Annotated in this window: 21 protein-coding genes; 3 read left to right on the forward strand and 18 right to left on the reverse strand. The window is 58.8% G+C overall.

The window, feature by feature from the left end; all coding sequences use genetic code 11:
* Positions 1-2 precede the first annotated feature (2 nt).
* Positions 3-1,055 (reverse strand): zinc-dependent alcohol dehydrogenase family protein, encoded by a 1,053-nt coding sequence (locus tag G1C95_RS07365; protein WP_169172319.1) that lies wholly within the window; start codon positions 1,053-1,055, stop codon positions 3-5.
* Between the two features lie 277 nt (positions 1,056-1,332).
* On the opposite strand from G1C95_RS07365, the gene G1C95_RS07370 reads away from it, so the two are divergent.
* The gene (locus G1C95_RS07370) at positions 1,333-3,264 is read left to right on the forward strand and encodes a bifunctional ADP-dependent NAD(P)H-hydrate dehydratase/NAD(P)H-hydrate epimerase (protein ID WP_169172320.1); all 1,932 of its coding nucleotides are present in this window, start codon (positions 1,333-1,335) and stop codon (positions 3,262-3,264) included.
* A gap of 64 nt (positions 3,265-3,328) precedes the next feature.
* Positions 3,329-3,949 (forward strand): HAD family hydrolase, encoded by a 621-nt coding sequence (locus G1C95_RS07375; RefSeq protein ID WP_169172321.1) that lies wholly within the window; start codon positions 3,329-3,331, stop codon positions 3,947-3,949.
* Positions 3,950-4,026: 77 nt separating this feature from the next.
* Here G1C95_RS07375 and G1C95_RS07380 read toward each other — a convergent pair whose 3' ends face one another.
* Both G1C95_RS07380 and G1C95_RS07385 read right to left on the reverse strand, forming a co-directional pair.
* On the reverse strand, positions 4,027-6,039 hold the full coding sequence (locus tag G1C95_RS07380) for an ABC transporter ATP-binding protein (RefSeq protein WP_240947483.1): 2,013 nt from the start codon (positions 6,037-6,039) through the stop codon (positions 4,027-4,029).
* Positions 6,039-7,916: an ABC transporter ATP-binding protein gene (locus G1C95_RS07385; protein ID WP_335341417.1), complete on the reverse strand. Its 1,878-nt coding sequence runs from the start codon at positions 7,914-7,916 to the stop codon at positions 6,039-6,041. The genes G1C95_RS07380 and G1C95_RS07385 overlap by 1 nt, the downstream gene beginning before the upstream one ends.
* Before the next feature lie 170 nt (positions 7,917-8,086).
* Between G1C95_RS07385 and G1C95_RS07390 the strand changes: the two genes are divergently transcribed.
* Complete coding sequence (locus G1C95_RS07390) at positions 8,087-9,010, forward strand: LysR family transcriptional regulator (RefSeq protein ID WP_169172322.1); 924 nt, start codon at positions 8,087-8,089, stop codon at positions 9,008-9,010.
* A gap of 157 nt (positions 9,011-9,167) precedes the next feature.
* On the opposite strand, the gene pyrE is transcribed toward G1C95_RS07390, so the two are convergent.
* The 15 genes from pyrE to G1C95_RS07465 form a co-directional block, all read right to left on the reverse strand.
* Positions 9,168-9,863, reverse strand: coding sequence for an orotate phosphoribosyltransferase (pyrE, locus tag G1C95_RS07395; protein ID WP_169172323.1), 696 nt, complete (start codon positions 9,861-9,863; stop codon positions 9,168-9,170).
* 74 nt (positions 9,864-9,937) lie between these two features.
* Positions 9,938-10,903 carry a dihydroorotate dehydrogenase gene (locus G1C95_RS07400; RefSeq protein ID WP_240947484.1) on the reverse strand — a complete coding sequence of 322 codons (966 nt, stop codon included), beginning with the start codon at positions 10,901-10,903 and terminating at the stop codon, positions 9,938-9,940.
* A 2-nt stretch (positions 10,904-10,905) separates the two neighbouring features.
* Positions 10,906-11,751, reverse strand: coding sequence for a dihydroorotate dehydrogenase electron transfer subunit (locus G1C95_RS07405; RefSeq protein ID WP_417852265.1), 846 nt, complete (start codon positions 11,749-11,751; stop codon positions 10,906-10,908).
* Positions 11,748-12,701, reverse strand: coding sequence for an orotidine-5'-phosphate decarboxylase (gene pyrF / locus G1C95_RS07410; protein ID WP_169172326.1), 954 nt, complete (start codon positions 12,699-12,701; stop codon positions 11,748-11,750). Before pyrF ends, G1C95_RS07405 begins: the two co-directional genes overlap by 4 nt.
* 39 nt (positions 12,702-12,740) lie before the next feature.
* Positions 12,741-14,192, reverse strand: a complete 1,452-nt coding sequence (locus G1C95_RS07415; RefSeq protein WP_169172327.1) for a dihydroorotase — start codon at positions 14,190-14,192, stop codon at positions 12,741-12,743.
* Between the two features lies 1 nt (position 14,193).
* Positions 14,194-14,613, reverse strand: coding sequence for an aspartate carbamoyltransferase regulatory subunit (locus G1C95_RS07420; RefSeq protein ID WP_169172328.1), 420 nt, complete (start codon positions 14,611-14,613; stop codon positions 14,194-14,196).
* Positions 14,613-15,575, reverse strand: a complete 963-nt coding sequence (gene pyrB / locus G1C95_RS07425) for an aspartate carbamoyltransferase (protein ID WP_169172496.1) — start codon at positions 15,573-15,575, stop codon at positions 14,613-14,615. Before pyrB ends, G1C95_RS07420 begins: the two co-directional genes overlap by 1 nt.
* A gap of 201 nt (positions 15,576-15,776) precedes the next feature.
* A complete protein-coding gene (locus G1C95_RS07430) occupies positions 15,777-18,974 on the reverse strand; it encodes a bifunctional [glutamine synthetase] adenylyltransferase/[glutamine synthetase]-adenylyl-L-tyrosine phosphorylase (protein WP_169172329.1) in 3,198 nt (1,065 codons plus the stop codon).
* A gap of 141 nt (positions 18,975-19,115) precedes the next feature.
* Entirely contained in the window at positions 19,116-19,961 is an 846-nt protein-coding gene (metF, locus tag G1C95_RS07435; RefSeq protein WP_169172330.1) for a methylenetetrahydrofolate reductase [NAD(P)H], read from the reverse strand.
* 112 nt (positions 19,962-20,073) lie between these two features.
* Positions 20,074-22,374 carry a 5-methyltetrahydropteroyltriglutamate--homocysteine S-methyltransferase gene (gene metE / locus G1C95_RS07440; protein ID WP_169172331.1) on the reverse strand — a complete coding sequence of 767 codons (2,301 nt, stop codon included), beginning with the start codon at positions 22,372-22,374 and terminating at the stop codon, positions 20,074-20,076.
* A gap of 88 nt (positions 22,375-22,462) precedes the next feature.
* A complete protein-coding gene (locus G1C95_RS07445; RefSeq protein ID WP_205832754.1) occupies positions 22,463-22,918 on the reverse strand; it encodes a hypothetical protein in 456 nt (151 codons plus the stop codon).
* A 102-nt stretch (positions 22,919-23,020) separates the two neighbouring features.
* Positions 23,021-24,145 (reverse strand): hypothetical protein, encoded by a 1,125-nt coding sequence (locus tag G1C95_RS07450; protein WP_169172333.1) that lies wholly within the window; start codon positions 24,143-24,145, stop codon positions 23,021-23,023.
* A gap of 77 nt (positions 24,146-24,222) precedes the next feature.
* Complete coding sequence (locus G1C95_RS07455) at positions 24,223-24,912, reverse strand: response regulator transcription factor (RefSeq protein WP_169172334.1); 690 nt, start codon at positions 24,910-24,912, stop codon at positions 24,223-24,225.
* Positions 24,913-24,931: 19 nt separating this feature from the next.
* Positions 24,932-25,492, reverse strand: coding sequence for a SixA phosphatase family protein (locus tag G1C95_RS07460; RefSeq protein ID WP_169172335.1), 561 nt, complete (start codon positions 25,490-25,492; stop codon positions 24,932-24,934).
* A 106-nt stretch (positions 25,493-25,598) separates the two neighbouring features.
* Positions 25,599-26,684: a tRNA (adenine-N1)-methyltransferase gene (locus tag G1C95_RS07465; protein ID WP_169172336.1), complete on the reverse strand. Its 1,086-nt coding sequence runs from the start codon at positions 26,682-26,684 to the stop codon at positions 25,599-25,601.
* Positions 26,685-26,838 lie beyond the last annotated feature (154 nt).

The following is a 26,838-nucleotide window of genomic DNA, read 5'->3' on the forward strand; positions in this document are numbered from 1 at the left end:
CATCAGACCTCGCTCACGCGCAGGAGGGACTTGATGGTGCGGCGCTCGTCCATGGCGGCGTAGGCCTCTTGAATCTGGTCGAGGGTGAATTCGGCGGTGAACACGCGTCCGGGGTGGATTTCGCCCTTGAGCACCAGATCAAGCAGGTGATCGACCTGGGTGTCGTAGTGACGTACGGGGGCCGGACCGCCGCGCAATCCCACGTTGCGGTAGAACAGGCCGGGGATGTCCGCTTCAACGCCGTGCGGCAGGCCCACGCGGCCGACGATTGCGCCGGCACGAGCCACCTTCATGGCGGTGTCGTTCGACTGGGCGGAACCGACGCATTCAAGCACTGCATCCGCGCCGTAGCCGTCGGTCATCTCCATCACTTTGGCCACTGCTTCGTCGCCGCGCTCAGGTACGATGTCAGTCGCGCCGAATTCGCGGGCCAAGGCTTGACGGTCGGCGTGGCGGCTCATGGCGATGATGCGCTTGGCACCGCGAATCTTGGCGCTCAGCACACCGCACAGACCCACCGCGCCGTCACCGAACACCACGGCAGTGTCACCAAGCTTGACCTCGGCGGAGGCGGCCGCATGATAGCCGGTCGGCATCACGTCAGACAAGGCCAGCAGGTCGGCCAACAGTTCATCGGAGAAGCTCTTCGCATCGCCCGGCACCACGACCAGCGTGCCGTTGGCGTGAGGCACACGCAGCGTCTCGGCCTGGCAGCCCATACCGTCGGCGGAACCGAAATAACCACCGTGAGGACAGCTTGATTCAAAACCCGCCTTGCACACCGGGCATACGCCGCAGGAGTACGGGAACGGCACGATAACGAAATCGCCCGGCTTGGCGATGGTCACGTCGGCACCCACCGATTCGACCACGCCGATTGCCTCATGACCGGTCTGTGTATCGGTGTCGCGGCCGTCGCGGAAGAACCACAGATCCGAGCCACACACGCAGGCGCGCACCACGCGGATAATCGCATCATCCGTTTCAACAATCGTCGGTGCCGGTCGCTCTTCGCAAGCCATCTGCTTGATGTCTTTGTAGATTACAGCCTTCATACCATTCGTTCCTTTCCTTCGCACTGAATGGATTGGTTCCCAACGCTATAAACCTCAGGCGCTTGAAGTCAAATGTTATCGCCGTATCCCTGCCCATGCAGGAAAGGCATGGGTCATGTTCCGCATGATTGCGGATATCGCCGTCACAATATACAAAGAGTCAGCAAAAGGAATCGGCGCGCAGCGAACAAGCGCATGCGGTCGCAGACGCGCATTGTTCACACGAGTACAGTGGCATATAGATTATGGCGCAAATCGGATGGAAAGGATGATTCTGATGGAAGCCATGCAAGATCTCAATCGCCGGCGCACACTGCTGCACGCCGCCTATGATTCCTCTACAGTGCGTGCCATGGAGCGTCCGCTGCTTGATCGGGGCGTACCGCTGATGCGTATGGCCGCCGGTGCCGCCGCCCATGTTGCGGCGCAAATGTTGGATGATGAGAACATTGATATCGAAGACGCCGCCATCGTGCTGCTGGTTGGCGGCGGAGACAATGGCGGGGACGGCCTGTATGCCGCCGCGGCGCTGGCGGATGAGGGCGCTCAGGTGACTGCCATAGCGGTCGGCACCAGTGTGCACGAGGCCGGGTTCGCCGCATTCGTACGTGCTGGGGGCAGGACGCTGGTGCTTGATCCGGCTGCCGACATTCCCGGTATCGTCGCCGGTTTTTCCGCCGGCGAGGCTGCGGAGCGCGTGCGCACGGCCATTGACATCGCCGAACAAGCCGATTTGATTATCGATGCGATGACGGGTATCGGTTTGCGAGGCCCGTTGCGTGGATTGCCCGGCACCATGGCGGCATTGTTGGGAGTCAAGCCCGACGAGAACGGTCATGTGCCGTTGCCGGATCGTCCTGCGTTGCCGAATCGTGAGAATGACGGTCATCTGCCGTTGGTGCTGGCCATCGATACGCCTTCGGGTATCGGGGTCAATGATGGTACGCTGCCCGGTCCGGTCATTCCCGCCGACGTGACCGTGATGTTCGGTGCGATGAAGCCATGCGCCATGCTGCCGCCCGCCACGTTCGCTTGCGGACGATTGGTGTTGGTGGATTTCTCCTTCGATCTTTCCGACCAAGTGCCGGTTGCCGTAGCTGTGGATGATGCGTTGGCCGAGCAGGCGATTCGGTTGCCTCGTGTCACCGATTCCAAGTATTCGAGGGGTGTGGTGGGGTTGGTCACCGGTTCGACCCGTTATCCGGGTGCGGCTGTGCTCTCCTGCGAGGCTGCGGCGCGTGCGAATACCGGCATGATTCGGTATCTGGGGCCTGAGCGCGCTCAGAATATGGTGCTCGCAGCCATTCCCGAGGCGGTTATTGGCAAGGGTCATGTGCAATCCTGGACAATTGGCTGTGGTGCGCCCGATGCGCATAACGCGGAACCGGATGATATTCAACGCGCCACCGCAGCAGCGCTGTTGGAACATTATGCTCTGTCGGCTGATGCCGATAACACGCAGGCGTTGGCCATGCCGCCGATTGTGGTGGATGCGGGCGCATTGGATATGCTGCCGAAGCATGTGCCTGCCCACGTGGTGATCACGCCGCATGCGGGCGAGTTGGCCGAATTGGCCAATCGTCTGGCCGATGATGGTCAAGCACAGCGCAGCAGCCGTGCCTCACATGCCGGGGCACGACGTTCGGAGCCAATTGCCGCACAAAACGTTATGGATGAACCGTTGCATTATGCCCGGTTCGCTGCCGACTCCACCGGTGCCACAGTGCTGCTTAAAGGAGCGGTCACCATGGTGGTATCGCCCGCTTGCAAGTATGGTCAAAGCGAAACCAACGACGCCGGCTCCCCCATTGACGTCAGTTCCCCCACTCGTGCCGTCGCCCACACAAACGCAAACGTCGACACTTCTGCCGGCACACAGCCAGTTCTAGTTTGCGGTTCGGCCCCTGCATGGCTGGCTACCGCTGGAGCAGGCGATGTGCTTGCCGGTCTTATCGGCGGTCTTTTGGCGGGCAATGCTGTAGGAGACAACGGATGGAAGGCTGAAGATATTGCCCGTATCGCTGCTTCGGGCGCGTATGTGCATGGTATGGCCGCGGCCATTGCCTCGGAATCGGAGCAGCATGGCTGGCAGGAACCGGATTTGTTCGGTCAAGCGCAACCCCAACGGTTCACGGCAATCGGACATCCGATTATCGCCAGTGATGTGGCTCGTGCTATTGGTGACGCTTTGGCCGATATCATCGCCTAGATGCGCTACGCTCGGATTATCCAACACTTAAGCAACCGCAAGCACAAAGGGGCGAGAAATAACCATGGCAATCAGTGATGTGATTTTTGATTTCTGCGGCGTATTGCTGGACTGGCAGACACGTGCCTGCTTGGAAGGCAAATTCCCCGACGACATCGTGAACCGCATCTGTGCGGACGACGATCCGTGTGGCTTCTACCGTTACGAGGATCGCATGGATGCTGGCGAGGATCTAGCTGATATTATGCCCGATGTGCAGCGTGAACAGGGCGACATATTAGCTGGAATTTTCGCCTACTACATCGCCCATTACGCGGATGCACTGCCGCGCGTCATGCCCGGCATGACGGATTTGGTGCATGACTTGAAAGCTAACGGCTATGGCGTATGGGGATTGACGAACTGGTCGCATGAGACCATTCATTTGGCGTATGAGAAGTTCCCTCTACTGAACGAATTGCAGGATACCGTGGTGTCCGGCGTGGAAAAGATGCACAAGCCCAACGCCGACATTTATGAGCTTGCCCTGTCACGCTTCGGTCTCGAAGCGGATCGCTGCGTGTTCATCGATGACACCGCAAAGAATATCGCCGGATGCCAAGCTGTGGGCATTCACGGCATCCGTTTCATCTCCGCCGATCAGGTGCGTGCGGATCTCGCCGCATTGGGAGTCAAACTGTCATGAACCTGTAACAAAACTTATGCTTGGGGCCGCTTGTTTGCAATCAGACAAGCGGCCCCAAGCATATCAAGACGCCGACGTTACTTGCTCAGACCGGTATACAGCGTGTAATACCGTCCCTGCTGAGCGATGAGTTCGTCATGCGTGCCGCGCTCAATGATGCGCCCGGCCTCGATCACCATAATGCAGTCCGCGTTGCGAATCGTGGACAACCTGTGCGCGATCACGAATGTGGTGCGATTGCGCATCAGCTCGTCCATGCCACGCTGCACCAACGCTTCGGTACGCGTATCAATCGACGAGGTGGCCTCGTCGAGAATCAGCGCAGGCGGGTCGGCCACGGCCGCGCGGGCGATCGCCAGCAGCTGCCTTTGGCCTTGGCTCAGGGCACCACCATCACCGGACAGCTGCGTATCATAGCCATCCGGCAGCTTTTCGATGAAGGAATCGGCGTTCGCCAATCGTGCGGCCTCCCGCACCTGCTCATCGGTGGCATCCAATCGTCCGAAGCGAATGTTGTCCATAATCGAACCGGAGAACAGGTGCGTATCCTGCAGCACCATGCCCAGCGATCGACGCAAATCACCCTTGCGCATGTCGCGAATGTTGATGCCGTCGTAGGTGATAACACCCGAATCAATGTCATAGAATCGCGTGATCAGATTGGTGATGGTGGTTTTGCCGGCACCGGTGGAGCCGACCAGCGCGATTTTCTGTCCAGGCTTGGCGAACATCGACATATCGTGCAGAATCTGCTTGCCGGGCACATAGGAGAAGTCCACATCATCCAGGCGAATGTCGCCGCGCATGGCGATGATGCGTTCGCTGGTTATCGTGGCGGATCCATCCTCATGGAACGAAACGCCATCCAGCTGTTCGCCGCGTTCGCGGGCCACTAGCAATCCCGCAGCCTTCGCGTTGACCGTGGTGCCGGCGGGTACCTTCCAACCCCAGTCCTGCGTGCGCGAATCGGTTTCCGTCAGTGCACCGGAGACGGGATCACGGGTCACGTTGACGAGACGCACCTTGCCTTCGTCCGATTCGGGCGTGCGATCGAGCAGTTTATGCACGCGCTCCGCACCCGCCAGGGCCATGACGATGGAATTCAGCTGCTGAGAGACCTGGGAGATCGGCATGGTGAAGGACTTGACGAATGTCAGGAAGCTCACCAGCGCGCCTAGGGTCAGGCCGGTCGCGCCGGTCATGGCCAGCGCGCCGCCGAGCAGGGCGCACACCACATAGCCGATGTAGCCAAGCTGGTTGTTGATCGGCCCCAAGAAACCCGCAAAGGTATTGGCCTTGGTGGAGGCATTGAACAAGGTGCCGTTCACCGCCCGGAAGTCGCGTTTGGCGGCTTCCTCGTGCGTGAATACCTTAACGACCTTCTGTCCGCTCATCATCTCTTCGACATAGCCGTTGAGTTCGCCCACCGAATACTGTTGCTTGGAGAAGTGCGCGCCGGATTTGCCGGTAAGCACCTTGGTCAGTACCACCATGATCGCGGCAATCACCAGCATCACGACGGTCAGGGGCACGGACAGGTAGATCATCGACACCAGCACCATGACGATTTGCAATACCGAGGTGATGATCTGTGGGATTGACTGCGAGACCATCTGGCGCAACGTGTCGATATCGTTGGTATACAGGCTCATCACGTCGCCGCGCGTGTTCGTGTCGAAGTAGCCGAGCGGCAGGCTTTCCATATGCGTGAACATACGATTGCGCAACCGCATCATGAAGCCCTGCGTCACGAAGGCCATGAGCACGGATTGCACCGCAGCGGCCAGCACGCCGAGGCCATAAAGCGCGGCCAGCGCAGCCATGGCGGCTAGCAACGGCCCGAAATCCTTGTCTTTGGCATTGACCAGCGGCATGATGTAGTCGTCGATCAGGCGTTGGATGAACAGGTTGCCGCGCACATTGGCAAGCACCGTCACGATGATGCACACCATGATCAGCGCGTATTGCACACCGTATTGGGCGAAAAGATCTTTCATCAGCCGTCCGAAAGTCGCGCCCGGATGGCCCATTTTCATGTAGTCCTTGGCTGCGGCCGCATTGCGGCCCGCGTTACCGCGTGGTCCTGGCATCAGTGCGTCTCCTTTCCATGGTTATCGGCTGCGGTTGCGTCAGAAGCCCCGGCGCTGGCAGGGGGCATCGCGTTCTCGTCAAAATCACCACCGCCGGAGGTTTGCAATTGCACGATATTCGAGTAGATTTCGTCGGCACCGACCAATTCGGCGTGGGTGCCGATGCCGTGCACGCGGCCGTTGTCCATCACGATGATCATGTCGGCGTCCTGCACCGAAGAGACGCGCTGCGCGATGATGATCTTGGTCGCATCAGGCATCTGGTCGCGCAACGCACGACGGATGCGAGCATCGGTGCCAGTATCCACGGCCGAAGTGGAATCGTCGAGGATCAGTACCTTGGGGTTCTTAAGCAGTGCGCGTGCGATGCACAGACGCTGCTTCTGGCCGCCGGAGAAGTTCTGTCCGCCCTGTTCAACAACCGCATCATAGCCGTCGGGCAGGGATTCGATGAATTCATCCGCGCAGGCGATGCGGCAGACTCGCTTCATATCGTCGAGAGTGGCGTCCGGGTTACCCCAGCGCAGGTTGGAGGCGATGGTGCCGGAGAACAGCACATTGTTCTGCAATACAACCGACACCTTGTCACGCAGTACGTCAATGTCGTAGTCGCGCACATCCACACCGCCGACCATCACCGAGCCGCCGGTCACGTCATACAGTCGCGGAATCAGGTTGACCAGTGTGGTTTTGGCCGATCCGGTGCCACCGATCACACCAACCACCGATCCGGCAGGAATATGCACGTCGATGTCATCGAGCACACGTTCGCGCCGGCCTCGTGCCGCACTGGCCTGCAATGCACGTTTGGCCGCGGTGGGATCATGCTCGGATACCTTGACCTGCGGGTAGGAGAAGTCCACGTCATTGAAGTCGATTGCGCCGTCGGTCACTTCCCGCACCGGATTCTCGGGCTGCGCCATATCACATTGCTCGGTGAGCACCTCGGCGATGCGTCGGGCTGATGCGGAAGACATGGTGATCATGACGATGGTCATCGACAGCATCACCAGGCTCATCAGAATATTCATGCAGTACATAAGCAGTGAGGTGAGATCACCGGCGGTGAGCTGATCGCTGACAATCAGATGTGCGCCCACCCAGCTGATCAGCAGCAGCGATGCCCATACGGTGAACTGGATCACCGGATTGACGGCGGCAAGCGTAAGTTCGGCTTTGAGGAAGATCTCATAGATGCGCCTGGAGATTTCCTTGAACAGGCCGATCTGCATATTCTCGCGGTCGAAGGCCTTCACCGCGCGGATGGCGGTGATGTTCTCCTCGGTGTTTTCGTTGAGCACATCGTATTCGGGGAAGGCCTTGCGGAAGTATTTCGCGGCGATGTTCATCAGCACCGCCAGCACGATTCCGAGGAAGATCACGGCTCCCAGATAGATCATGGCCATGCGTCCGGATACCACGAATGCCATGCACATCGCCACAATCAGTGAGCTGAAGGCGCGCGGCACCATACGCAGGATCATCATGAAGGCGTTCTGGATGTTCATCACATCTGTGGTCAAACGGGTCACCAGACTCGGCGTGGAGAAACGGTCGATGTTCGAGAACGAAAACGTCTGAATGTTATCGTACTGATCCTGTCGCAGATTGCGGGCGAAGCCGGCCGCGGCCTTCGAACCGAATACGGATCCCAAGCAGCCGACGGCAAGGCCGCACAGCACCACCACAAGCATAATCAGCGAGGTGCGTACGATCACGCCCATATCCCCCTGTTCGACGCCGTCATCGATCAGGGTGGCCATCAGCAATGGCACGATCATTTCGCACACCACTTCGCCGATCATCACCAACGGCGTGATGATGGCGTCTTTTTTGAATTCGCCAATATGGCGCATCAGTATTTTGACGGTGTCCACCTTGAGCTATTCCTCCCTTGTCCCAGAATTCCCTTGTCCCATGAACTTGGCTTACCCTATCACTCGGCTCTGGACGCTCTTCGCACCTGCGTGGTGCCCGGTGCCAGTATATGAAAGACTACAGCTATAAACCATTGCACCGGATAGAGCACTGGTTATAATCAATGCTTATGACACTGCTCCAGCTCAAATATATCGTCAAAATCGTGGAATGTGGTTCGATGAACGAAGCATCCCACGAGCTCTACGTCTCTCAGCCGGCTCTGAGCTCTTCCGTCAAGGAATTGGAGAATGAGCTGGGCATCGAAATCTTCACTCGCTCATCGCAGGGCATCGCCCTGACCGTGGATGGCGCGGAATTCCTCACCTACGCCCGTCAGGTGCTTGATCAGGCCGCCTTGTTGGAGGAGCGTTACAAACATGCCAAGCCGCGCAAGCAGTTGTGCCAGGTTTCCACGCAGCATTACATGTTCGCCGTCGAGGCGTTCGTGGAGATGATCAATTCCATCAAGTCCGACGAATATGAGTTCACGATTCGTGAGACCCGCACGCGTGACATTATCAATCAGGTCGCCAATATGCAGTCCGAAATCGGCATCATCTATCTGTCCGATTTCAACAAGGATGTGATTGGCAAGCTGCTGCGCGGCAAGCATTTGGAGTTCCATCCGCTGTTCCGCGCTCCCCTGCATGTCTTCATCTCACGCACGAACCCGTTGGCGATGAAGAAGGTCGTGACGATGGAGGATCTGAAGCCCTACCCGTTCATCCAATACGAGCAGGGTGAGGAGGGATCGTTCTACTTCTACGAAGAGGCGGTCTGGCCCGACTACTCTCCCAAGCAGATCAATGTGACCGATCGTGCCACGATTTTGAACTTCATTATCGGTCTTAACGGCTACACCGTGTGCACCGGCATCGACAACGGCGACCTCAACAACGAGAAAATCGTCACCGTGCCGCTTGACACCGACGAGACGATGCTGGTGGGCTGGATTACCAACGAGCGGGCCAAGCTGTCCAAGGCGGCGGAAAATTATTTGGAGAAACTGCGTTCAGTGGTTGCCGACCATGGATACAACCTCATCGACTGACCTCGCGATTAATCTCGACCGACTGGCCTAATCGCGGCAGCCTAGTCGCGGCAATCGCAGAGCGTACATATGACTGCGCGCCTCCACGGCAGATTCCTCGTATGAAGGGTTTGCCGTGAAGGCGCGCAATTGTTTGTTTTGGCTTGAGGATTAACGATTACGCACCGTATTCGGCCAGATAGGCGTCGGCGCGATCAAGCAGTTCGCGGCTGAGCAGCGGGGTGCCGTCAGCCTTCTTCATCTTGGCGGCGGCGTCGAAGATCTCGCGCACGTTGGCAATAGCCAGCACCGGGAAGCCGAACTCCTGTTCCACGGCCTTCACCGCAGAAAGGTCGGAATCCTTCGTTTTTTCCATGCGATCCACGGAGAGCACCAGTCCGACGACTTCAACATTGGCTTCGGCCTTGAGCTTGGGGATGACCTCGCGCACCGCGGTGCCGGCGGTCATCACGTCATCAACCAGCAGCACCTTCATGCCATCGGTTAATGGGGTGCCGACCATCCAGCCGCCGTCGCCGTGATCTTTCTTCTCCTTGCGGTCGAAGGTGTAGCCGACGGTCATGTTGTGACCGCCCGTCAACGCGATGGCGGTTGACACGGCCAGCGGAATGCCTTTGTAGGCCGGGCCGAACACAGTGTCGATATCGTGCGGAATCGTGTCGTGCACGATGGCCTGGCTGATCTTTTCAGCGTAGAAGGCACCGAGTCGGGCGATCTTGCGGCCGTCATTGAACGCGCCGGCATTGATGAAGTACGGGCTTTGACGACCGGACTTCAGCGTGAAATCGCCGAATTTCAGCGCTTCGGATTCAAGCAGGAATTCGGTAAAACGATGGGCGAGTGATTCTGCCATTGATGTCCTTTCGTATCATTGCCGTTCCAGCCAAGCCAACACAAGCCAGGCAAGGTTGGAACAAACTTGAGCCGTTAACGCCAGGTGCGTCCTGCGGCCAGTCTATCAGCCAATTCGGGGCGTTCGTCGAGCAAAACGTCCAGTTCGCGGGCGATGCGCAGCGGTGCCACAGGGTCGAACAGCGCGGCGGCACCCACTTCAACGGCATTGGCACCGGCGTACAGGTATTCCAGTGCCTTCTCGCCCGAATCGATGCCGCCAATGCCGATAATCGGAATATCAGGCAGCACGGTGCGCGTGCGGTAAACCGCTGCCAAGCCGATCGGCAGCACAGCAGGTCCGGAGACGCCGCCTGTGGTATGAGCGATAATCGGTTCACCGGTGCGGATGTTCAGGCGCATGCCCAGCAGTGTGTTGATCATCGACAACGCGTCCGCGCCATGGTCGACGGCCGCACGTGCCGGCACGGTGATATCGGTGACATTCGGCGTGAGCTTGACGATCATCGGCTTGTCGGTCATCGGCCGCAACCGATCCATCAGTTTGGCCAAAGCCACCGGATCGGTGCCTACGGACATGCCACCATGGCTGACGTTCGGGCAGCTCACGTTGATTTCCAGCATATCGGCGTCCGAATCGGCGAGCTTGGCTACCACTTCGGCATAATCGTCATCACTGTGGCCGGCCACATTCGCAATGACGAAGGCACCGGCTTCTTTCAGCGCGGGCAGGTCATGTTCGAGATAGTGATCGACGCCAGGGTTCTGCAGACCGACGGCATTGAGGTTGGAGGCCGGGCCTTCGGCAGTGCGCGGGCCTTCATTGCCTTCCCACGGCACCGGCGAACAGCCCTTGGTGCTTACGGCACCCAGTTGACTGACATCATAGAACCAGCGCACAGCGGCGTATTGGAAAGTTCCGGAAGCGGTACCCACTGGGTTCTTCCAGATCTTGCCCGCCACTTGGGTGGGGTGCGTCCACTCGTGATCCTCGTAGATGTTGATGTGGTTGTCCTGCGGACGACCTGCGGTAGTGGCCATTGCTACTCCCCCCATCCGAGTTGCTCGCGTGTGAATACCGGACCGTCCGAGCAGACCTTAAGACGGCCGTCCACGGTGTCAACGGTGCACAGCACGCAGGTGCCGTAACCACATCCCATGCGCTGTTCCATGCTCAACTGGCACGGGATGGAACGTTTTGCCGCCCATTCGGCAACCGCCTTCATCATGGGCAGCGGACCGCACGACAATATGACCGGCTTGCGGTCAAAGGCCTGCAGATCGTCCTCTTGCTCAAGCCTGTTAAGCAGGTCGATGACGTTGCCTTCGGATTCGTCGATGCTCCATGACCAGTCGGCATAGCGGGAGACATAATCCTCCGCGAAATGCTCGTTACGGTAGCCAAACACGGCGGTGGCGAAGGAGTTGTCAACCGCGGTGAGAATTTGTGCCGCATAGATCAGCGGGGGCACGCCAAGGCCACCGCCAACCAGGATATAGTTGGCATCCTGCTTGAGGTTGAAGCCGCGGCCCAAGGGGCCGAGCACATCCACATGGTCGCCGACTTCCAGACGGGCAAGATCCTCGGTGCCGTGGCCGATGACGGCGAAGATCACGGAGACTTCGTCACCTTCGACCTCGCTGACGCCGAAGGGACGGGGCATAAGCATCAGATCGTCACGGGTAAACAGGTTGACGAATTGCGCGGGCTTGGCGTGAGCCGCGATGAAGGGGTCACGGAAGGTCAGGCGCACTACGCCGTCGGTCAGTTCGCTGATGGCAGTGACTTCAACACTGTGACGCGGCGGGAAGTATCCCGCGGCTTGCGCTTCAGTCACCACGTCATGGGTGGGGGTAAATGTGTCTGTCATTTGGTTGTGTTCTCTCATCGGTAGACGGCTATGCGCAGGTTATCGCGCATATCCGACGCGGCCTGGCGCGCGCAATCGGCCACCAGGGCCAAGGCATCGTCGGCGCTCATGTCGGGGCTGTACTGAGGGGATTTCTTCCATGCGCCGATAATGCCGCGCGAGGAGTTGACGATTGCGCCGGAGCCGTTGTCATCGAACATGCCCGCTACGTCGGCGGCGGTGCCGCCTTGTGCGCCGTATCCGGGCACGAGGAAGAAGGTGTGTGGCATGCGCGCGCGCAATGCCCGGCCTTCCTCAGGATGGGTGGCACCAACCACTGCGCCCACACGCGAGTAGCCGTGGGTTCCGATGCTGCCGCTTCCCCAGGTTTCCACCAGATCGGCGACATGTTCGTATACCTTCGTGCCGTCAGCCAGATCGAGCATCTGCAGTTCGCTGGACGAGGGATTGGAGGTGCGCACCAGCACGAAGATATCCTTGTCGGCGGCGTTTGCCGCTTCAACGAATGGGGTGATGCCATCGCAGCCCAGATATGGGTTGACGGTTACCGCATCCTCATGCCATGGATTCCAACCGTTCATGCCGCTCAAGTGGTGTGCATAGGCGGCAGCGGTGGAACCGATGTCCCCGCGCTTGACATCGCCTAGCACGTACAGCCCCTGTTCGGCCGCATACTCGCAGGTCATGGTGTACACATCAATACCAGCCGGCCCAAGTGCCTCGTACATGGCGATCTGCGGTTTGACCGCAGGCACGATGTCGGCCACTGCATCGATGATCGCGCGGTTGAATTCGAAGTAGGCCACGGCGAGCTGGGCAGCGGGTGCTTCCTCGTCACTTTCCACTGAATCGCGTACCTCGTCGGCGAAGGAGGCGACCACCTGCGGCGGCACTAACGCCTCGGTGGGGTCGAGTCCGACAACGCTTGGATTCTGGGTTTGTTCGATTGCTTCGATTAATCGGTCCATAGTTTCCTCATCTTCAGAGGGCTGATTGACTGGTTTGGGTTAGAGCCTGCTGAACATCAGCTGCGAGCCGATGATCGTGGCCAAGGGGCGGCCGGTGACGTTCCATCCGCCGAACGGGGTGTTGCGAGCCTTGGAATGGAACTGTTCCGGATTAACCGTCCATGCCTGGTCGGTGCCGAGCACCACCAGATCCACATCCTCGGGCGATTCCACACGATTCAGGTCGAGTAGACGGTTCACTCCCTTACGCGTGCCCGGGCCGGTGGGCGCCGGTTCGGCGAAGTTCTCCACCAGAGTGGCGATGTCGCAGGATTCATGCCCCATCAGCTCGTTCGGTTTGACGCTCATGAGTTCGATCAGTCGCTCGTCGCTAATATGGCCGCCGTCGACCAGCACCTTGTGGCATACGCCGTAGGCGCATTCCAAACCGATGATGCCATTGGGCGATTCGAGGAAGCCCAGTGCCTTCTCCTCCAGCGTGTGCGGCGCATGGTCGGTGGCGATCATATCCACGGTGCCGTCAGCGATGGCCCGAACCGTGGCTTGACGGTCGGCCTCGCTTCTTAAAGGCGGGTTCATTTTGGCGAGCGTGCCATACTTGAGCAGCGCCTCATCGCAAAGCGCCAGATAATGTGGCGCGGTTTCGCAGGTGATTGGCAGGCCTTCGGCTTTGGCCTTGCGAATCGCATCGAAGCTGATAGCCGTGCTCACATGCTGGAAATGCACGTGGACGCCGAGTTCGCGAGCTTTGGCGATATCGCGGGCCACGATGTTCAGTTCGGTGTCTTCGGGAATGCCGGGCACGCCGAGTTCGCGAGAAACAGGGCCTTCGTTGACGGCACCGGTGTCATGATGCTCGCAGTGCTCGATGAGGTACAGGCCGGAGTCCTTGACGTTGGCGAATACCTGATCGAGGATCTCGGGGGTGACGGCCAAACCGTCGTCGGAAATCGCCGTAACCGGGTGGGCGCGTTGATAGTCGTCCTTCGATTCCTCTGCATCAGGCAGATAGCGACGCCAATGATCCAGTTCGGTAGCCTCGTGGCCGGCACGCCCCTTGGAGGCACAGACACACAGGTCGTAGCGCACGGGCAGCTGCACATCGTGCGCTGCTTCGTAATGCTGCAGATAGTCGATGACGTTGTCATAGCCGGCGTCAAGCACTTCTTTGGCACCGAGCGCTTCAGGATCGACGATAGTTTCGCCGTCCATAGCCGGCAGGGTATTCGGCATGACCAGCACGTTCGTGTAGCCACCGGAGGCTGCGGCGCGGCACCCGGAGACCATGGATTCCTTGTAGGTCTGGCCAGGATCACGATAGTGGACATGCGGATCGGCGAAGCCGGGGGCCAAGGTCAGGCCGCTGGCATCGATATCGGCATCCTCAGCGGGCGCGGCACCCTCGTGGAAGAAGGCACTGGCGGTGCTGGCCAGTCGCAGGTCGATGATCTCGCCGGTGTTCCACACCTTGATGTTGCGCAGGGTGATCATATTAGAACCGTGCCTCTTCGTCGCAGTAGTCACAGCGATATTCGTGACGGTCGGTGTGCATGAGGTGGAACATCTGCTTGATGCCGGGTTCGGTGGTGGTTACGCAGCGCGGGTTGACGCAGCGAATCACGCCGACGATATGTTCGGGCAGGTTCGGCTGCTTCTTTTCGACAATCTGCCCGCCGCGAACCACGTCCACGGTGGCCTGGCGTGCCACAAAGCCGAGCACATCGAGGTCGATGTCTTTATCGTCTTCGATTTTGATGATGTCCTTAGAGCCGTAACGCTTCGAATCGGCGTTCATAATCAACGCCAGTTTGGTCGTTGCCGGGTCAATATTGAGGTATTCAAGCACCTTGAGTGCGGTACCGGCCGGCACATGGTCGATGATGATGCCATTTTGGACGCTGGTGACTTCCATCAGGCCTTAACCTCCTTGCCTTCGAGTGGTTCGTATCCGGGCAGTTCATCGCCGACCACCGAGCTTTCAAGAGCCATGCGCATGAGCATGCCGTTCTTGACCTGTTCGAAATAGGCGGCGCGCGGGTCGTCGTCGACTTCGACGGCGATTTCGTTAACACGCGGTAGCGGGTGGAGCACGGCCATGTCGGGCTTGGCAAGCGCCATCTTGGCCTCGTCGAGGATGTAGGTGTCGCGCAGACGCAGGTAGTCGTCCTCGTTGAAGAAGCGTTCCTTCTGCACACGGGTCATGTACAGCACGTCGAGGTCGCCGATCACGGAGGCCAGGTCGCGCACTTCCACGTAGGAGCAGGACGGTGTGGCGTTGATGCGATCAATCACATACTGCGGGGTTTTCAGCTCGTCAGGGCTGATGAGCACGAAACGCACGTTGCCGAAACGGCAGAGGGTTTCGATCAGCGAGTGGACGGTGCGGCCGAAGGTCAGATCGCCGCACAAACCGACGGTCAAGTTGGTGATGCGGCCGAAGCGTGATTGCAGAGTGGCCAGATCGGCCAGGGTCTGCGTGGGGTGCATATGTCCGCCATCGCCTGCGTTGATCACCGGCACCGAAGCGGCACGTGAGGCGACGAGCGCAGCACCTTCCTTGGGGTGACGGATGGCGACCACATCCACGTAGTTGGACACGGTTTTCAGCGTATCGGCAATGGATTCGCCCTTGGTCACGGAAGCGAGCTGAGCGCCCGCGAAGCCGATGACCTTGCCGCCAAGTCGCAACATGGCGGTTTCGAAGCTCAGACGCGTGCGGGTGGAAGGCTCATAGAACAACGTGGCAAGCACGCGGCCTTCGCAGGTATGCGCGACCTGCTTGCGATGGGAATCAATGTACTCGGCCTTGTGCAGCAGGTCGAGAATCTGATCAGTGGTGAGGTCGTCAAGCGTTACTACGCTTTTGCCGACCATAGAGGTTGCTGTTACTTCGGACAAGGCTCACCTTTCGCATCCGTAGGTTCAGGTGGCCACCCTTGTTGTGACCTAATCAAATATAGGCTACGAAACAGACACTCGCATTCACCGTGTGTTCATGTGCTGGCCAGTCGCGTCGGGTTGCATCGACACGCATCAAAAAACGCGTCGAATCACGCGACCGGCCGGATCCATCTTCTATCGTTCGCCGTGAGTGGCGGCACCACGACGCTTGTTCTCCACCAGTCGCGGCGCGATAACGTGCATGCGCGGGCTATGCTGCTCCTCCTCTTCGGCCAGACCATAGAACAGTCGTTCGCACACGTCGCGGCATTTGCGCATGACGGCAAGCAGATCGTTCTCGAAATGCTGGCCGCGGTGCGCGCCATAACCGAGGTAGACGGCGATGCCTCCCAGCGAATACATGTCGTCGGGCAGAATGTCGGCCTGGTTCGCGCGTCCGCTCCACAGGTAGGAGCCATTGCGCGCGGCTGTGCACATGGTCCATGCCTTGCGCAGTTGAATCGCGTCAAGCGGGCTGATAAGTTTCTTGGCCTCCAGCGCATCCAGTGCCTGCAAGGTGCCACCCACGCGCAGGTCCCTGATGTCGCCGGCATGTTGCAATTGCAGCAGTTGCACGGTCCATTCCACATCCGACAGACCGCCCTTGCCGAGTTTGAGGTGGCGGTCGCGACGCACGCCGCGCGGCAGACGTTCGGCTTCCATACGCGCCTTGAGCTTGCGGATATCGGCCAGCTGCGCTTCAGTAAGTGCCGCAACCGGGTAGCGCAGCGGGTCGGCGATGTTGATCAGGAAGTCACGGCCAAGCACCGGATCGCCGGCGGCGTAGCGGGCGCGCAGCAACGCCTGATGCTCCCACGTAGAGGCCCAGGATTCGTAGTATTCCTCGCAGGAGGCGTAGGAGCGCACGATCGGCCCGTTCTTGCCTTCGGGGCGAAGGTCCAAATCGAGTTCGATTTTCGGCTCCAGTGTGGTCGGCCCCTGCAAAATGGCACGCAGATCCTCCACGACCTTTTTGGCGAAGGTGTTGGCCTGCGCGTCGTCCGCGCCGTCCGCCGGCCGGTAGATCAGAATCGCGTCGGCGTCGGAGCTGAAGTTCACTTCACGCCCGCCATAGCGCCCCATGGCGATGACGGCGATGCTCGCCGGTGCTTCATCCACGCCAAATTCGGCCTTGCGGTGGTTGACGGCCCAGGTCAGCGAGGCGTCAATGATCGCGTCGTACACGTCGGTCATGCCGTTGAGGCAGGCGTCATCAGCGAGCACGCCGCTCATCCAACCCAAGCCGATGCGTTCGATTTCATGACGGCGCATGGCACGCATGGAGGTTGCGAACTCGTTGATGTTGCCGCCGAAACGTTCCAGCGCGGAATGCGTCTGCACGTCGAGCGCTTCACGCGAGCGGATACCGAGGTTGGCGTCGTCGCCAAGCCAGTTAATTGATTCGACCGACTTGTTGAGCGCATCACCGAGGAACCGTGAATTCGACAGAATATGGCACAAGCGTTGGGCGGCGGAACTGGAGTCGCGCAGGAAGCCGAGGTAGCCGGACTTGGTGCCGAAGTTCTCTTCCAGTTTGCGCCAGTTGAGCAAGCCCATATCGGGGTTCTGGCCGTCGCCGAGCCATTGTAGCACGGCGGGCAGGATGATGCGGTTGATTTTGGCCGCACGGCTCACGCCGCTGGTCAGCGCCTGCACGTGACGCATGGCGGCATCCGGGTCGCCGAAACCGATGGAGGCGAATCGTTCCTGCGCGGCTGCTGCGCTCAGGCCAATCTGGTCATCTTCAAGCTGGGCGTTAACCGGCAGCATCGGACGATAGTAGATGTCGAGGTGCAGGTGGCGCACTTCACGACGGGTTTCGTCATACTTGTTGACGAGTTCCTCAGGATGCATCCAGAAGGCGCGGGCGAGCCGACGCAGTTCAGCGTTCTGGTTCAGGCTGTCGCGATCGATGTCGCGCTTCTTCTCCAACCCGCCGACGGAACCGCGACCCAGATCGGGGAACAGGTGGGTGCGCTTAAGCGACCAGATCTGCTGACGGTGTTCAAGCACACGTTCAAAACGATAGTCCTGAGCAAGTTTGACGGCTTGTTTGCGGGAAACGTAGCCGCCATCGGAAAGACGTTGGAGGGAATCGAGCGTATTGGCGCAACGCAGGTTCTCATCGGTGCGTCCGTGCACGAGTTGCAGCATCTGCACGGTGAATTCGACATCGCGCAGGCCGCCGCGCCCCAGCTTAATTTCACGGTCTTTCAGCGGTGCAGGAATCAGATCCTCGACGCGTTTGCGCATATTCTGGCAGTCATAGACGAAGTTCTTGCGTTTTGAGGCGCTCCACACGAACGGGCGGGTCATATCCATATAGGCTTGGCCGAGTTCGGGGTCGCCAGCTACCGGGCGAGCTTTGAGCAATGCCTGGAACTCCCAGTTCTCCGCCCAGTTTTCGTAATAGGTTTTGTGTGAGTCGAGCACGCGCACCAATTGGCCGTCTTTGCCTTCAGGGCGCAGTCCCCCATCGATTTGCCATAACGGCTGTTCGGCCACGCCCATAATGGCCGACTGGCAGACGCGTTGCAGCATGGTGCCCATTTTGGTGCCCACACGAATCAGTGTTTGATGGTCAATGTCATGATCGGCCGGTTCGACTACGTAGATCAGATCCACGTCGGAGACGTAGTTCAGTTCCTGTGCGCCGAGTTTGCCCATGCCGATCACCGTGAAGCGCACGTGTTCGCTGCCTTCGACCTGGCTGCGGGCGATGGCCAATGCCCCTTCCAGGGCGGCATCCGCCAGATCCGACAGTTCCCGGCTGATGGTCGGCTGGATGATGGCCGGGTCTTCGGCCACCGCATCCTGGGCGATGATGGCCGCCAATTGCTTGCGGTAGGACTGGCGCAGGGCCGTCGCCGTTTCCGACAGATCCTTGCCGGCAACCGGAGCGACAAGATCATTCGGATCGGCACCGACGGCTTCAAGAAGATGGGCACGACGCTGGTTGTGGTTGAACAGGTGGCTGTTGCACAGATCCAGTGCGGCGGCCTCCACCAGTTCGGGCTTGAAACGCATGAACTTGCCCAATGCATCGGATACGCCGAGCACGGTGACCAGTCTGGTCAAGGCTTCTTCATTGGGAATAAGCGCATTGAGGTCACGCTGACTGGATTGTGCGGCGTTGATGATGTCCACGAAGTTGCGCAAAGCGACATCCGGATCGCAGGCATGGCGCAGCACATTCAACAGCTGCCTGCACCGATCATCGGGGATGCCGTCCGCCTTCAGCTGGTCGAACAGGGTGCGGGAAAGATCCAGATCCTGCAATCCGGCTCGAATGAGGTCCATGGAGCTTGGTTTGAACGCCGTCATCGATTCCATAGTGGGTATTGTACGTGCTGCAAGTCTCTCAGCCCGCATGTGTTGCATAATATGGCATCAAGCGCTTGTGACGGCAACGCAAAAGCGGCGTCGGCAACCATAGGAACCGGAGCCGACGCCGCTTTCATCCATCAGCTGGATTCAGCTGCGGAACAGCACTTCGACGTTGCGCCAGATGCGGCGGGTGACGGCGGGCTTGTTCATCGAATACAGGTGGATGCCGTTTACGCCGTGTGCCAACAGTTCGCTGATCTGCGCGGAGGCGTAGTTGATGCCCGCATCGGTGAGCGCGTAGGAGTCGTATCCCCACTTGTTGAGGATACGTTCAAGCGATTCGGGAACGCGGCTGGAGCACATGGCGGCCATGCGGCGCACGGATTTCTCGTTGGTCACCGGCATAATGCCTGCCTCAATCGGCACGTCGATGCCTGCGGCTCGCGCCGCGTCGAGAAAGCGGTAGAAATCCTCATTGTCGTAGAACAGCTGGGAAATCAGATGGGTGGCACCGGCATCAACCTTGCGTTTAAGGTTGTCGATATCCGCTTGGAAGCTCGGTGCCTGCGGGTGACCTTCCGGATAGCAAGCACCATACACTTTGAATTCGGGGCGTGTAGCGCGGATATAGCTCACCAGATCGCTGGCGTGATCGAACACACCAGCCGGCTCCTGACCTTCGACCTTGTCACCGCGCAATGCAAGCACACCTTCGACCTTGGCGGCGGCGAACATGTCAAGCGCTTCGTCAACGGCTTCCTTGTCCAGATACTGCGCGGTCAAATGCGCCACGGCCGGGATATGGTATTCGGCGCGAATCGTGTTGGCGATGCGTGCGGTGGCGGTGCGGTCCTTGAGTTTGCCGGTGCCGTAGGTCACGGAAATGAATGCCGGTTTAAGGCCTTCGAGACCGTCGAGTGTGTCGTAGATCGTGCCGACGGGCGCGTTACGCTTCGGCGGGAACACTTCAAGGGAGAACAGTGGAGCAGTCATAATCTTGTTTTGGGTTGCGGGACTGGCGGTAGGAATATCACAATGACAACCGGTCATGCCGAGGCGCAGCTGGGTGCCTTGGCATGACCGGAGGGCCGGAAGGTTGTGTGGGCTATGCGAGCTTGGCGCGCACGGCCTTGGCGGCGGCGACCATATGCTCCAGGCTCGGCCAGGTTTCGGCCTCACCGCGGGTCTTCAGACCACAATCGGGGTTGATCCACACCTTGTTGACGTCCATCTTGTCGAGGATTTCATAGATGCGCTCCTCGATTTCCTTCTCGCTCGGAATACGCGGCGAGTGGATGTCGTAGACGCCCGGGCCGGCTTCGGTTTCGAAGTTGGCTTCGTGAATGGCGTCGAGCACCACCAGATCACCACGGGAGGCTTCGAAGGAGATCACATCAGCATCCATCGCGTCGATGTCGCGGATGATGTCGTTGAACTCCGAATAGCACATGTGCGTATGGATCTGCGTGGTGGGCTTGACTGCGGAGTGCACGAGACGGAATGCCGGAATGGCCCAGTCAAGGTACTTGACGTGCCAATCGGACTTCCTCAGCGGCAGCTTTTCGCGCAGAGCGGCCTCATCAATCTGAATGACCTTGATGCCGGCGGCTTCGAGATCGAGCACTTCGTCACGGATGGCGAGAGCCAGCTGCTTGGTCTGCTCCTCGTGGGAGACGTCCTCGCGCGGCCAGGACCAGTTGAGGATGGTGACCGGGCCGGTAAGCATGCCCTTCATCACATGGTCAGTCTTCGACTGCGCGTATGCGGACCAATCCACGGTAATCGGGTTGGCGCGTGACACATCGCCCCACACGATCGGAGGCTTGACGCAGCGGGTGCCGTAGGACTGCACCCAGGCGTTCTTGGTGAACAGGAAGCCGTTGAGGTTCTGGCCGAAGTATTCAACCATATCGTTGCGCTCGAATTCGCCGTGCACCAGCACGTCAAGGCCGATCTCTTCCTGATGCTTGATGCAGGCGTCGATCTGGGACTTGATGAACTCGTCGTAGGCTTCCTTGGTGATTTCGCCCTTGCGCAGCTTCGCGCGCTCGGCGCGGATTTCGCGAGTTTGGGGGAAGGAGCCGATTGTGGTGGTGGGCAGCAGCGGTAGGCCGAGAGCCTCACGCTGGGCGGCCTGACGTTCGGCGCGGGCGGGCTGGCGCACGTAATCGGCGTCGGTCAGGCCGGCAACGCGTGCGGCCACGGCCGGATCGGCGGTCACGCGGGTGCCATCGAACAGGGCCTGGTTGGCGGCCAGTGCGGCGGAGTTCTTCTTCTCATCTTCGCTGGCATCGACCAGGGTGGCGATGTCCTTGAGCTCGCCGAGCTTTTCGACGGCGAAGGCGAAGTGCTTGAGGTCGTCGGCGGGAATGCCGGTTTCGCCTTCGGTGCTGAACGGCACGTGCAGCAGCGAGGAGGCGGTGGAAACAGCCACGTTGGCGGTCTTGGTCTTCAGCGCATCCACAAGGCCCAGCGAGGTGGCGTAGTTGTTGCGCCAGATGTTGCGGCCGTTGACCACACCGGCGAACAGCACGGTGCGTTCGGCAACGCCGTACTGCTCCACGGCGGCCAGATTCTCTTCGCGGCCTTCGTTGAGGTCGAGGCCGATGCCGTCGAAGCCGAGCAGGTTCACGGTTTCGTATACGTCGGCGATGTGGCCGAAGTAGGTGTTGAGCAGCACCTTGACGTTCTTCTTGGCGGGCAGGATCTTGGTGTAGAGCGTCTTGAAGAGCTCCACGTCGCCCGGCTCCTTGTCGAGCACGAGGTAGGGTTCGTCCAGCTGCACCCAGGCGGCACCGAGCTCGTTGAACTTGCCCAGCACTTCGGCGTAAACGGCGGCGACGGCGTTGACCAGTCCCTTGTCAAACTCCAGTTCAGTGGCTTCGGGCGTGCGGGCGAGCTTGAGGAAGGTGTAGGGGCCGATGAACACCGGCTTGGTGTCGATGCCAAGCGCCTTGGCTTCGGCGTACTCATCGAACGGCTTGGTGGAGTTGAGCTTGATCTCCTCGCCGGGTTCGACCTCGGGCACCAGATAGTGGTAGTTGGTGGTGAACCACTTCTTCATCGGCAGGGCGGTCACGTCGCCGGCCTCGCCCTGATAGCCGCGGGCCATCGCGAACAGCGTGTCCTCCGGGGCCTCGAAAGCGAGACGCTCGTAGCGCTTGGGAATCACATTCAGAAGGATCGCCGTATCCAGCATCTGATCGTAGTAGCTGAAGTCGTTGCTCGGGATTAGATCGATGCCGGCGGCCTGCTGCAGCTTCCAGTGCTTGGCGCGCAGCTCCTTGGCGGTGGCCTTGACGGCGTCAAGGTCGTTGGCACCCTTCCAATATCCCTCGATGATCTTCTTCAGTTCGCGGTTCTGACCGATGCGGGGAAACCCGGACACGGACGTGAATGTGGACATGAATCCTCCATGAATAAGCAGTCTTGACGCCAAAAGCCTATCAAACGATGCGGCTAGGCCGCCCATAAGTGTTCGCTGGGTGTCGTTATCAGGAGAATTTATAGCGTTTGCCGCCATCGGCAAACACAATGCAGGGCAAGCATATCAGCGACACCATCAGAGCGCATAAAGCACCCCATGCCAGTAGACAATTTACGGGTGGATGCACGGTACCGTGTCTGCTGTATAAATCGGGGAGCATCAGCCAATCAGGACGCCTTAGCAGCCCAATCATCGACCCCACTAACACGATCATAAGGGAGCAGGCGATACCAACACGGAACCACGCCGCATAATGTTCGGCAAATCGCAGCATGGTCAGTGCAGGAAGCGTCGGCACGATAATCACGGTCAGGAATGGAAACACTTCGGCGATATTCCATATGCCCGTCAAAAGGTAATCGCCACTCGGCTTAACAAGCCACAGCACAATGTTGATGGCAAGTGCCGCCACGGCCACCCCGCAGCATATTCCGAACGAAAGCCGACACTTTTGCTGCATCATCGCCTCCCTGCGTTTGGCTGTTGTATTGACCATGATGCACGTCGGTGACAAGCCGCACAATCGCGAATGATACAAAATAATCCATTGTTTTGCTGATTCACGTTATCGAGGAATCGTTATGGCAACCACCCAGACGCCTTGTTGCTCATGGTACTGCATCTCGCCGCCCAACTCTGTAATCAGCAGCTCATGCATATGCAAACCCTGTCCTCCGGTCAGTTCTGCTGCATTGGCATCCGACGCATCGGTGTCAGGCTGCTGAGCCGACACCGTGTTCACTTGCACGATGCGCAGCATCGTATCGTCGGCGGCGATGTGAAACGAATATTCGTCGTTGAGCGGATTGCAATGCTTGCGGATATTCGCTCCTAATTCTGCCAACAGCGACAGTGTTTCCGCTTCAGCAACAGGACTGCTCAATGTCATTGTCTGAGGCAGCGAAACATGTATCGCGCCAGTAAATCCCAGTACATGCAGTTCCCTATCCACATTCCTCAGCACCATGCCTACGTTGTGCGTCAGATTCGTCTGGGACTCGGAGCATTGGGGAGCATTATTGCCATTCAGGGCTCGAATAATCGTATGCGTCTGCGCAAACGCCGCATGTGCCCGCTCACTGATTGAGGCAAGGGATGCACCGGCTGCCTCTTCACCGTTGTTCATCTGCATCATGTCTGCAATGGTGATGATGTAGGACAAATCATTGGATACGGCATCATGGATGTGAGAAGCGATGATCATATTGCAGCGCAACTGCAGCGCACGTTCTTTCGTCTGCAACAGTTCCCGCTCAAGCGCCGCACGCGCGGCTCGTTCCCTCACCAGAAGCCATATCACGCCAGCGCTTGCGGCCATGGTTACACAAGCGATATTCGGCAGCATCAACATAACCGTGGAACCCATCACCATGGAGAACAGGCATTCCATGGCAACATTCATTGACCACAGCAACAGGGCCAGCCATAACGGCATACGGCAAAACAGCACAAACCAACCCAACAGCATTTCACCAGCGAGGTATTGCCCATCGATGCCGTATCCCCACGCGCATATCCAATATGCCAGTACACTGAACAAGCCGCCTAAAGCTGTGCGATGAATCATCAGTAATGTGCAGCCGATGCCAAGGAACATAGCAACCGGCAAGCCCCTCATCAGCACATCAGATTGATTGCACACCACCCGCACTATGTCAATGCCGAGCATGAGGACGGGCAACAGCTTCATCGCCCCTGACGTATGCCAGTCTTCCGCGTTGGGCGTTGCCGCTTGCTGCTTTCCAATGTTCCGCGACACAGACAAGTTCAATGCTTGGCCCGCCCATCGGTGAGATATGATGCCACCATCTGCATGCGATTCGAGACACCCATTTTGCTGCAAATTCGCGCAAACCGATTGTTCACCGTTGCGGCAGAGAGATTCAATTCCCGCGCAATGCACTCTGATGTTTTGCCTTGCGCACACAACTCGATTAGTTGTTTTTCCTTTGCCGTTAGCGTATCTGTGGACTGTTGACGACGGGATAGGCGGCGAAAAGCCTGTTGAGCTGATTCAAACGGTATTCCGCAAACCGTCTGCCCCACACCGTTATTCAGCATCTGCCGTAATACACCTGCCATCACACCCGGATCGTCCTTGCCAACCAGTGCCTGTGCTCCGGCTTGGGCGAGCGGTTTTGCGTAATCCTCAAGCGGGAAAGCCGTTATCCCCATAATCGGCGTATGACTGTCCCTGAGTCGGATTTCCTTCGTCAATGCCACACCATCGATATCTCCTAGTGACATGTCCACAATCACCGCGTCCACACTGTTTGCGGTGAACAGTTGCAAAGCCTGCTGAGGGCAACGAGCCGCCCACCGTATCCTGATATCTGGCATGGCATGGGTCAGGAACGAGGCAAGAGCGTTAAGCGCCCATGGGTCATTGTCGACGATGCCGATAGACGCCGAGACCTGTCGATTATGGTATGCGGCATCCGCTTGCTGGCCAGTCATGGGCATCGCCTGCCAAAAGTCAGTCGAAATCTTTGACGTTGATGACGGCCAGTACGTCGCCGCTGTGTACCTGCCATTCGGCGAACGGCTTGTTGGAACCGAGGATCACAATCGATGCGGGAGAAAGTCCCAAATTCAGCAGATCGAGGCGCTCTGCATCGGAATCAGCGGAGGCAAGCCACTGGGCGCTGATCGACACAGTGGGCTCGTGCCCCACAATCATGAACACGCGATCCTTGCTTTTGGTGTGAGACAATTCGTCGAATACCGATTGGACGCCGCCGTCATACAGGCTGACGCGGTAATCGACGATGGGGTCGTCGCCGAAGATTTTGAGCATACGATCCAAGGTCTGACGTGTGCGCACCGCAGTGGAGCAGGAGATACGCTCCGGCACCAAATTAAGTGATTCCAGCCCTTTGCCCACGATTTTTGCCTGCTTCAGGCCTTTGTCGGTGAGTTCGCGTTCACGGTCAGGCTTGTCGCCACCGAACGGTTCGGCCTTCGCATGGCGCATGATCACAAGGATATGTTCGTATTTTTTGGCCGCCTTGGCGACCTTGCCCAGTTTGATGCCCATGGCTATGGCTCCCTTCCGCCGAGCAACCCGGCGGCATTCCGTATCAACACACCCAGTATAGCCGTCAAACAGCAGCCATATGGGTGTTCGAAGCACCTACGTTATTTCAGCAAGCGGTTTTGCCGTCGTCTCCCAGACCCTGTTCCAGTGCACCGACCTGACGATCCAGGTCGCGTAGCACCTTGCGTAGCTTGTGATCGGAAATATCGCGTAATTCCAGTTCCTCAAGCTGTGCCTCGCGCTCCTCCGCGCTCAGCGAATCAACGTCGGTAACGGTGTCTTTGGTGGCGCGGTCGCGCTTCCTAAGCGCTTGGAAGCCTTCGGCCATGGCTCGTGCAACCACCAGGAAGCCGGTGTGCCCGATCATCTGGTGATCGGGGCGCACGGCCAACCCCTGCGCCTTCCAGGAGCGTTCGAGCGTCTCCTGAATATCCGGTTCGCTCCAGCAGCCGGCGGCGCGCAACGCTTCGGCAAGCCGGCTCATCTGGGTGGTGGTGGTCACATAGCACACCAGCACACCGCCGGGGACGATTACGCGATACGCCTGTTCGAGGCGGTTCCACGGGTCGAGCATATCCAGCATGATGCGGTCGAAATAGTGCTCAGGCAATGTAGCGGCCACCGAATCGAAATCGCCGGTTTTCAGATCCCACCATTGCGGTTTGTGTCCGTAATACAAGGTGGCGTTGGCTTCGGCGACTCGTGCAAAGTCGGGGCGCAGCTCGATGGTGGTCAGATGCCCGCCCTCGCCCACGGCGTCCAACAGGTTCAGGCTCATCGCTCCGGAACCCGCACCCGATTCCAGCACGCGCATGCCGGAGCGAATGTCGCCGAGCTGGATGACCTGGGCAATATCCTTGGGATACATGATCTGTGCGCCGCGTGGCATCGACAGTACATAGTCGGCCAGTCGCGGGCGCATCACGCACCATTCCCATCCACCGATAGCACGTGTGCCCTTCCAAGGCTTGTTGCGATCCTTATCTGGGTAGGTCTGGTTGATCTGGTCCTCACGCTTGGCATGCACAGTGACTACCACGCTGCCTTCGGGCTTGCCGATCACATCATCGTGCAGGATGATGCCGTGGCCCGTTTGCGTCACACCGCCTGCCACCAGTTGCTCAGTGATCTTTTTGCCTTTGCGGTCGGTAAACTGGACCTTCTCCCCCGCGCTCAGCACGCCACGCCTCATAGCACTCTCCTTGACTCCAAGTCATTATCCGTTTGAGAGCGTAGCGAAGAATGCGCGCTGCGCCAAATTTGCTGCAGTATAAAACTCCGCCCTGTGTTGACCAAGCCGGATATGCCCTGCACAATATGGGATTGTGAGCAGTGTTTTTCGTACC

This window comes from Bifidobacterium oedipodis, assembly GCF_012932425.1.
Classification (GTDB): Bacteria; Actinomycetota; Actinomycetes; order Actinomycetales; family Bifidobacteriaceae; genus Bifidobacterium; species Bifidobacterium oedipodis.

What these genes read in the sequence shown, in the direction of transcription:
- G1C95_RS07390 (WP_169172322.1), top strand. Translation starts at nt 8,087, where the DNA reads ATGACACTGCTCCAGCTCAAATATATCGTCAAAATCGTGGAATGTGGT.
- G1C95_RS07420 (WP_169172328.1), bottom strand. Translation starts at nt 14,613, where the DNA reads ATGGAAGTCACCAGCGTCCAAAATGGCATCATCATCGACCATGTGCCG.
- G1C95_RS07400 (WP_240947484.1), bottom strand. Translation starts at nt 10,903, where the DNA reads ATGGCCACTACCGCAGGTCGTCCGCAGGACAACCACATCAACATCTAC.
- G1C95_RS07405 (WP_417852265.1), bottom strand. Translation starts at nt 11,751, where the DNA reads ATGAGAGAACACAACCAAATGACAGACACATTTACCCCCACCCATGAC.
- G1C95_RS07450 (WP_169172333.1), bottom strand. Translation starts at nt 24,145, where the DNA reads ATGAAGCTGTTGCCCGTCCTCATGCTCGGCATTGACATAGTGCGGGTG.
- G1C95_RS07460 (WP_169172335.1), bottom strand. Translation starts at nt 25,492, where the DNA reads ATGGGCATCAAACTGGGCAAGGTCGCCAAGGCGGCCAAAAAATACGAA.
- pyrB (WP_169172496.1), bottom strand. Translation starts at nt 15,575, where the DNA reads ATGGTCGGCAAAAGCGTAGTAACGCTTGACGACCTCACCACTGATCAG.
- G1C95_RS07445 (WP_205832754.1), bottom strand. Translation starts at nt 22,918, where the DNA reads ATGATGCAGCAAAAGTGTCGGCTTTCGTTCGGAATATGCTGCGGGGTG.
- G1C95_RS07415 (WP_169172327.1), bottom strand. Translation starts at nt 14,192, where the DNA reads ATGATCACCCTGCGCAACATCAAGGTGTGGAACACCGGCGAGATCATC.
- G1C95_RS07455 (WP_169172334.1), bottom strand. Translation starts at nt 24,912, where the DNA reads ATGACTGGCCAGCAAGCGGATGCCGCATACCATAATCGACAGGTCTCG.
- G1C95_RS07465 (WP_169172336.1), bottom strand. Translation starts at nt 26,684, where the DNA reads ATGAGGCGTGGCGTGCTGAGCGCGGGGGAGAAGGTCCAGTTTACCGAC.
- G1C95_RS07365 (WP_169172319.1), bottom strand. Translation starts at nt 1,055, where the DNA reads ATGAAGGCTGTAATCTACAAAGACATCAAGCAGATGGCTTGCGAAGAG.
- G1C95_RS07370 (WP_169172320.1), top strand. Translation starts at nt 1,333, where the DNA reads ATGGAAGCCATGCAAGATCTCAATCGCCGGCGCACACTGCTGCACGCC.
- G1C95_RS07380 (WP_240947483.1), bottom strand. Translation starts at nt 6,039, where the DNA reads ATGCCAGGACCACGCGGTAACGCGGGCCGCAATGCGGCCGCAGCCAAG.
- pyrF (WP_169172326.1), bottom strand. Translation starts at nt 12,701, where the DNA reads ATGGACCGATTAATCGAAGCAATCGAACAAACCCAGAATCCAAGCGTT.
- G1C95_RS07430 (WP_169172329.1), bottom strand. Translation starts at nt 18,974, where the DNA reads ATGGAATCGATGACGGCGTTCAAACCAAGCTCCATGGACCTCATTCGA.
- metF (WP_169172330.1), bottom strand. Translation starts at nt 19,961, where the DNA reads ATGACTGCTCCACTGTTCTCCCTTGAAGTGTTCCCGCCGAAGCGTAAC.
- G1C95_RS07375 (WP_169172321.1), top strand. Translation starts at nt 3,329, where the DNA reads ATGGCAATCAGTGATGTGATTTTTGATTTCTGCGGCGTATTGCTGGAC.
- pyrE (WP_169172323.1), bottom strand. Translation starts at nt 9,863, where the DNA reads ATGGCAGAATCACTCGCCCATCGTTTTACCGAATTCCTGCTTGAATCC.
- metE (WP_169172331.1), bottom strand. Translation starts at nt 22,374, where the DNA reads ATGTCCACATTCACGTCCGTGTCCGGGTTTCCCCGCATCGGTCAGAAC.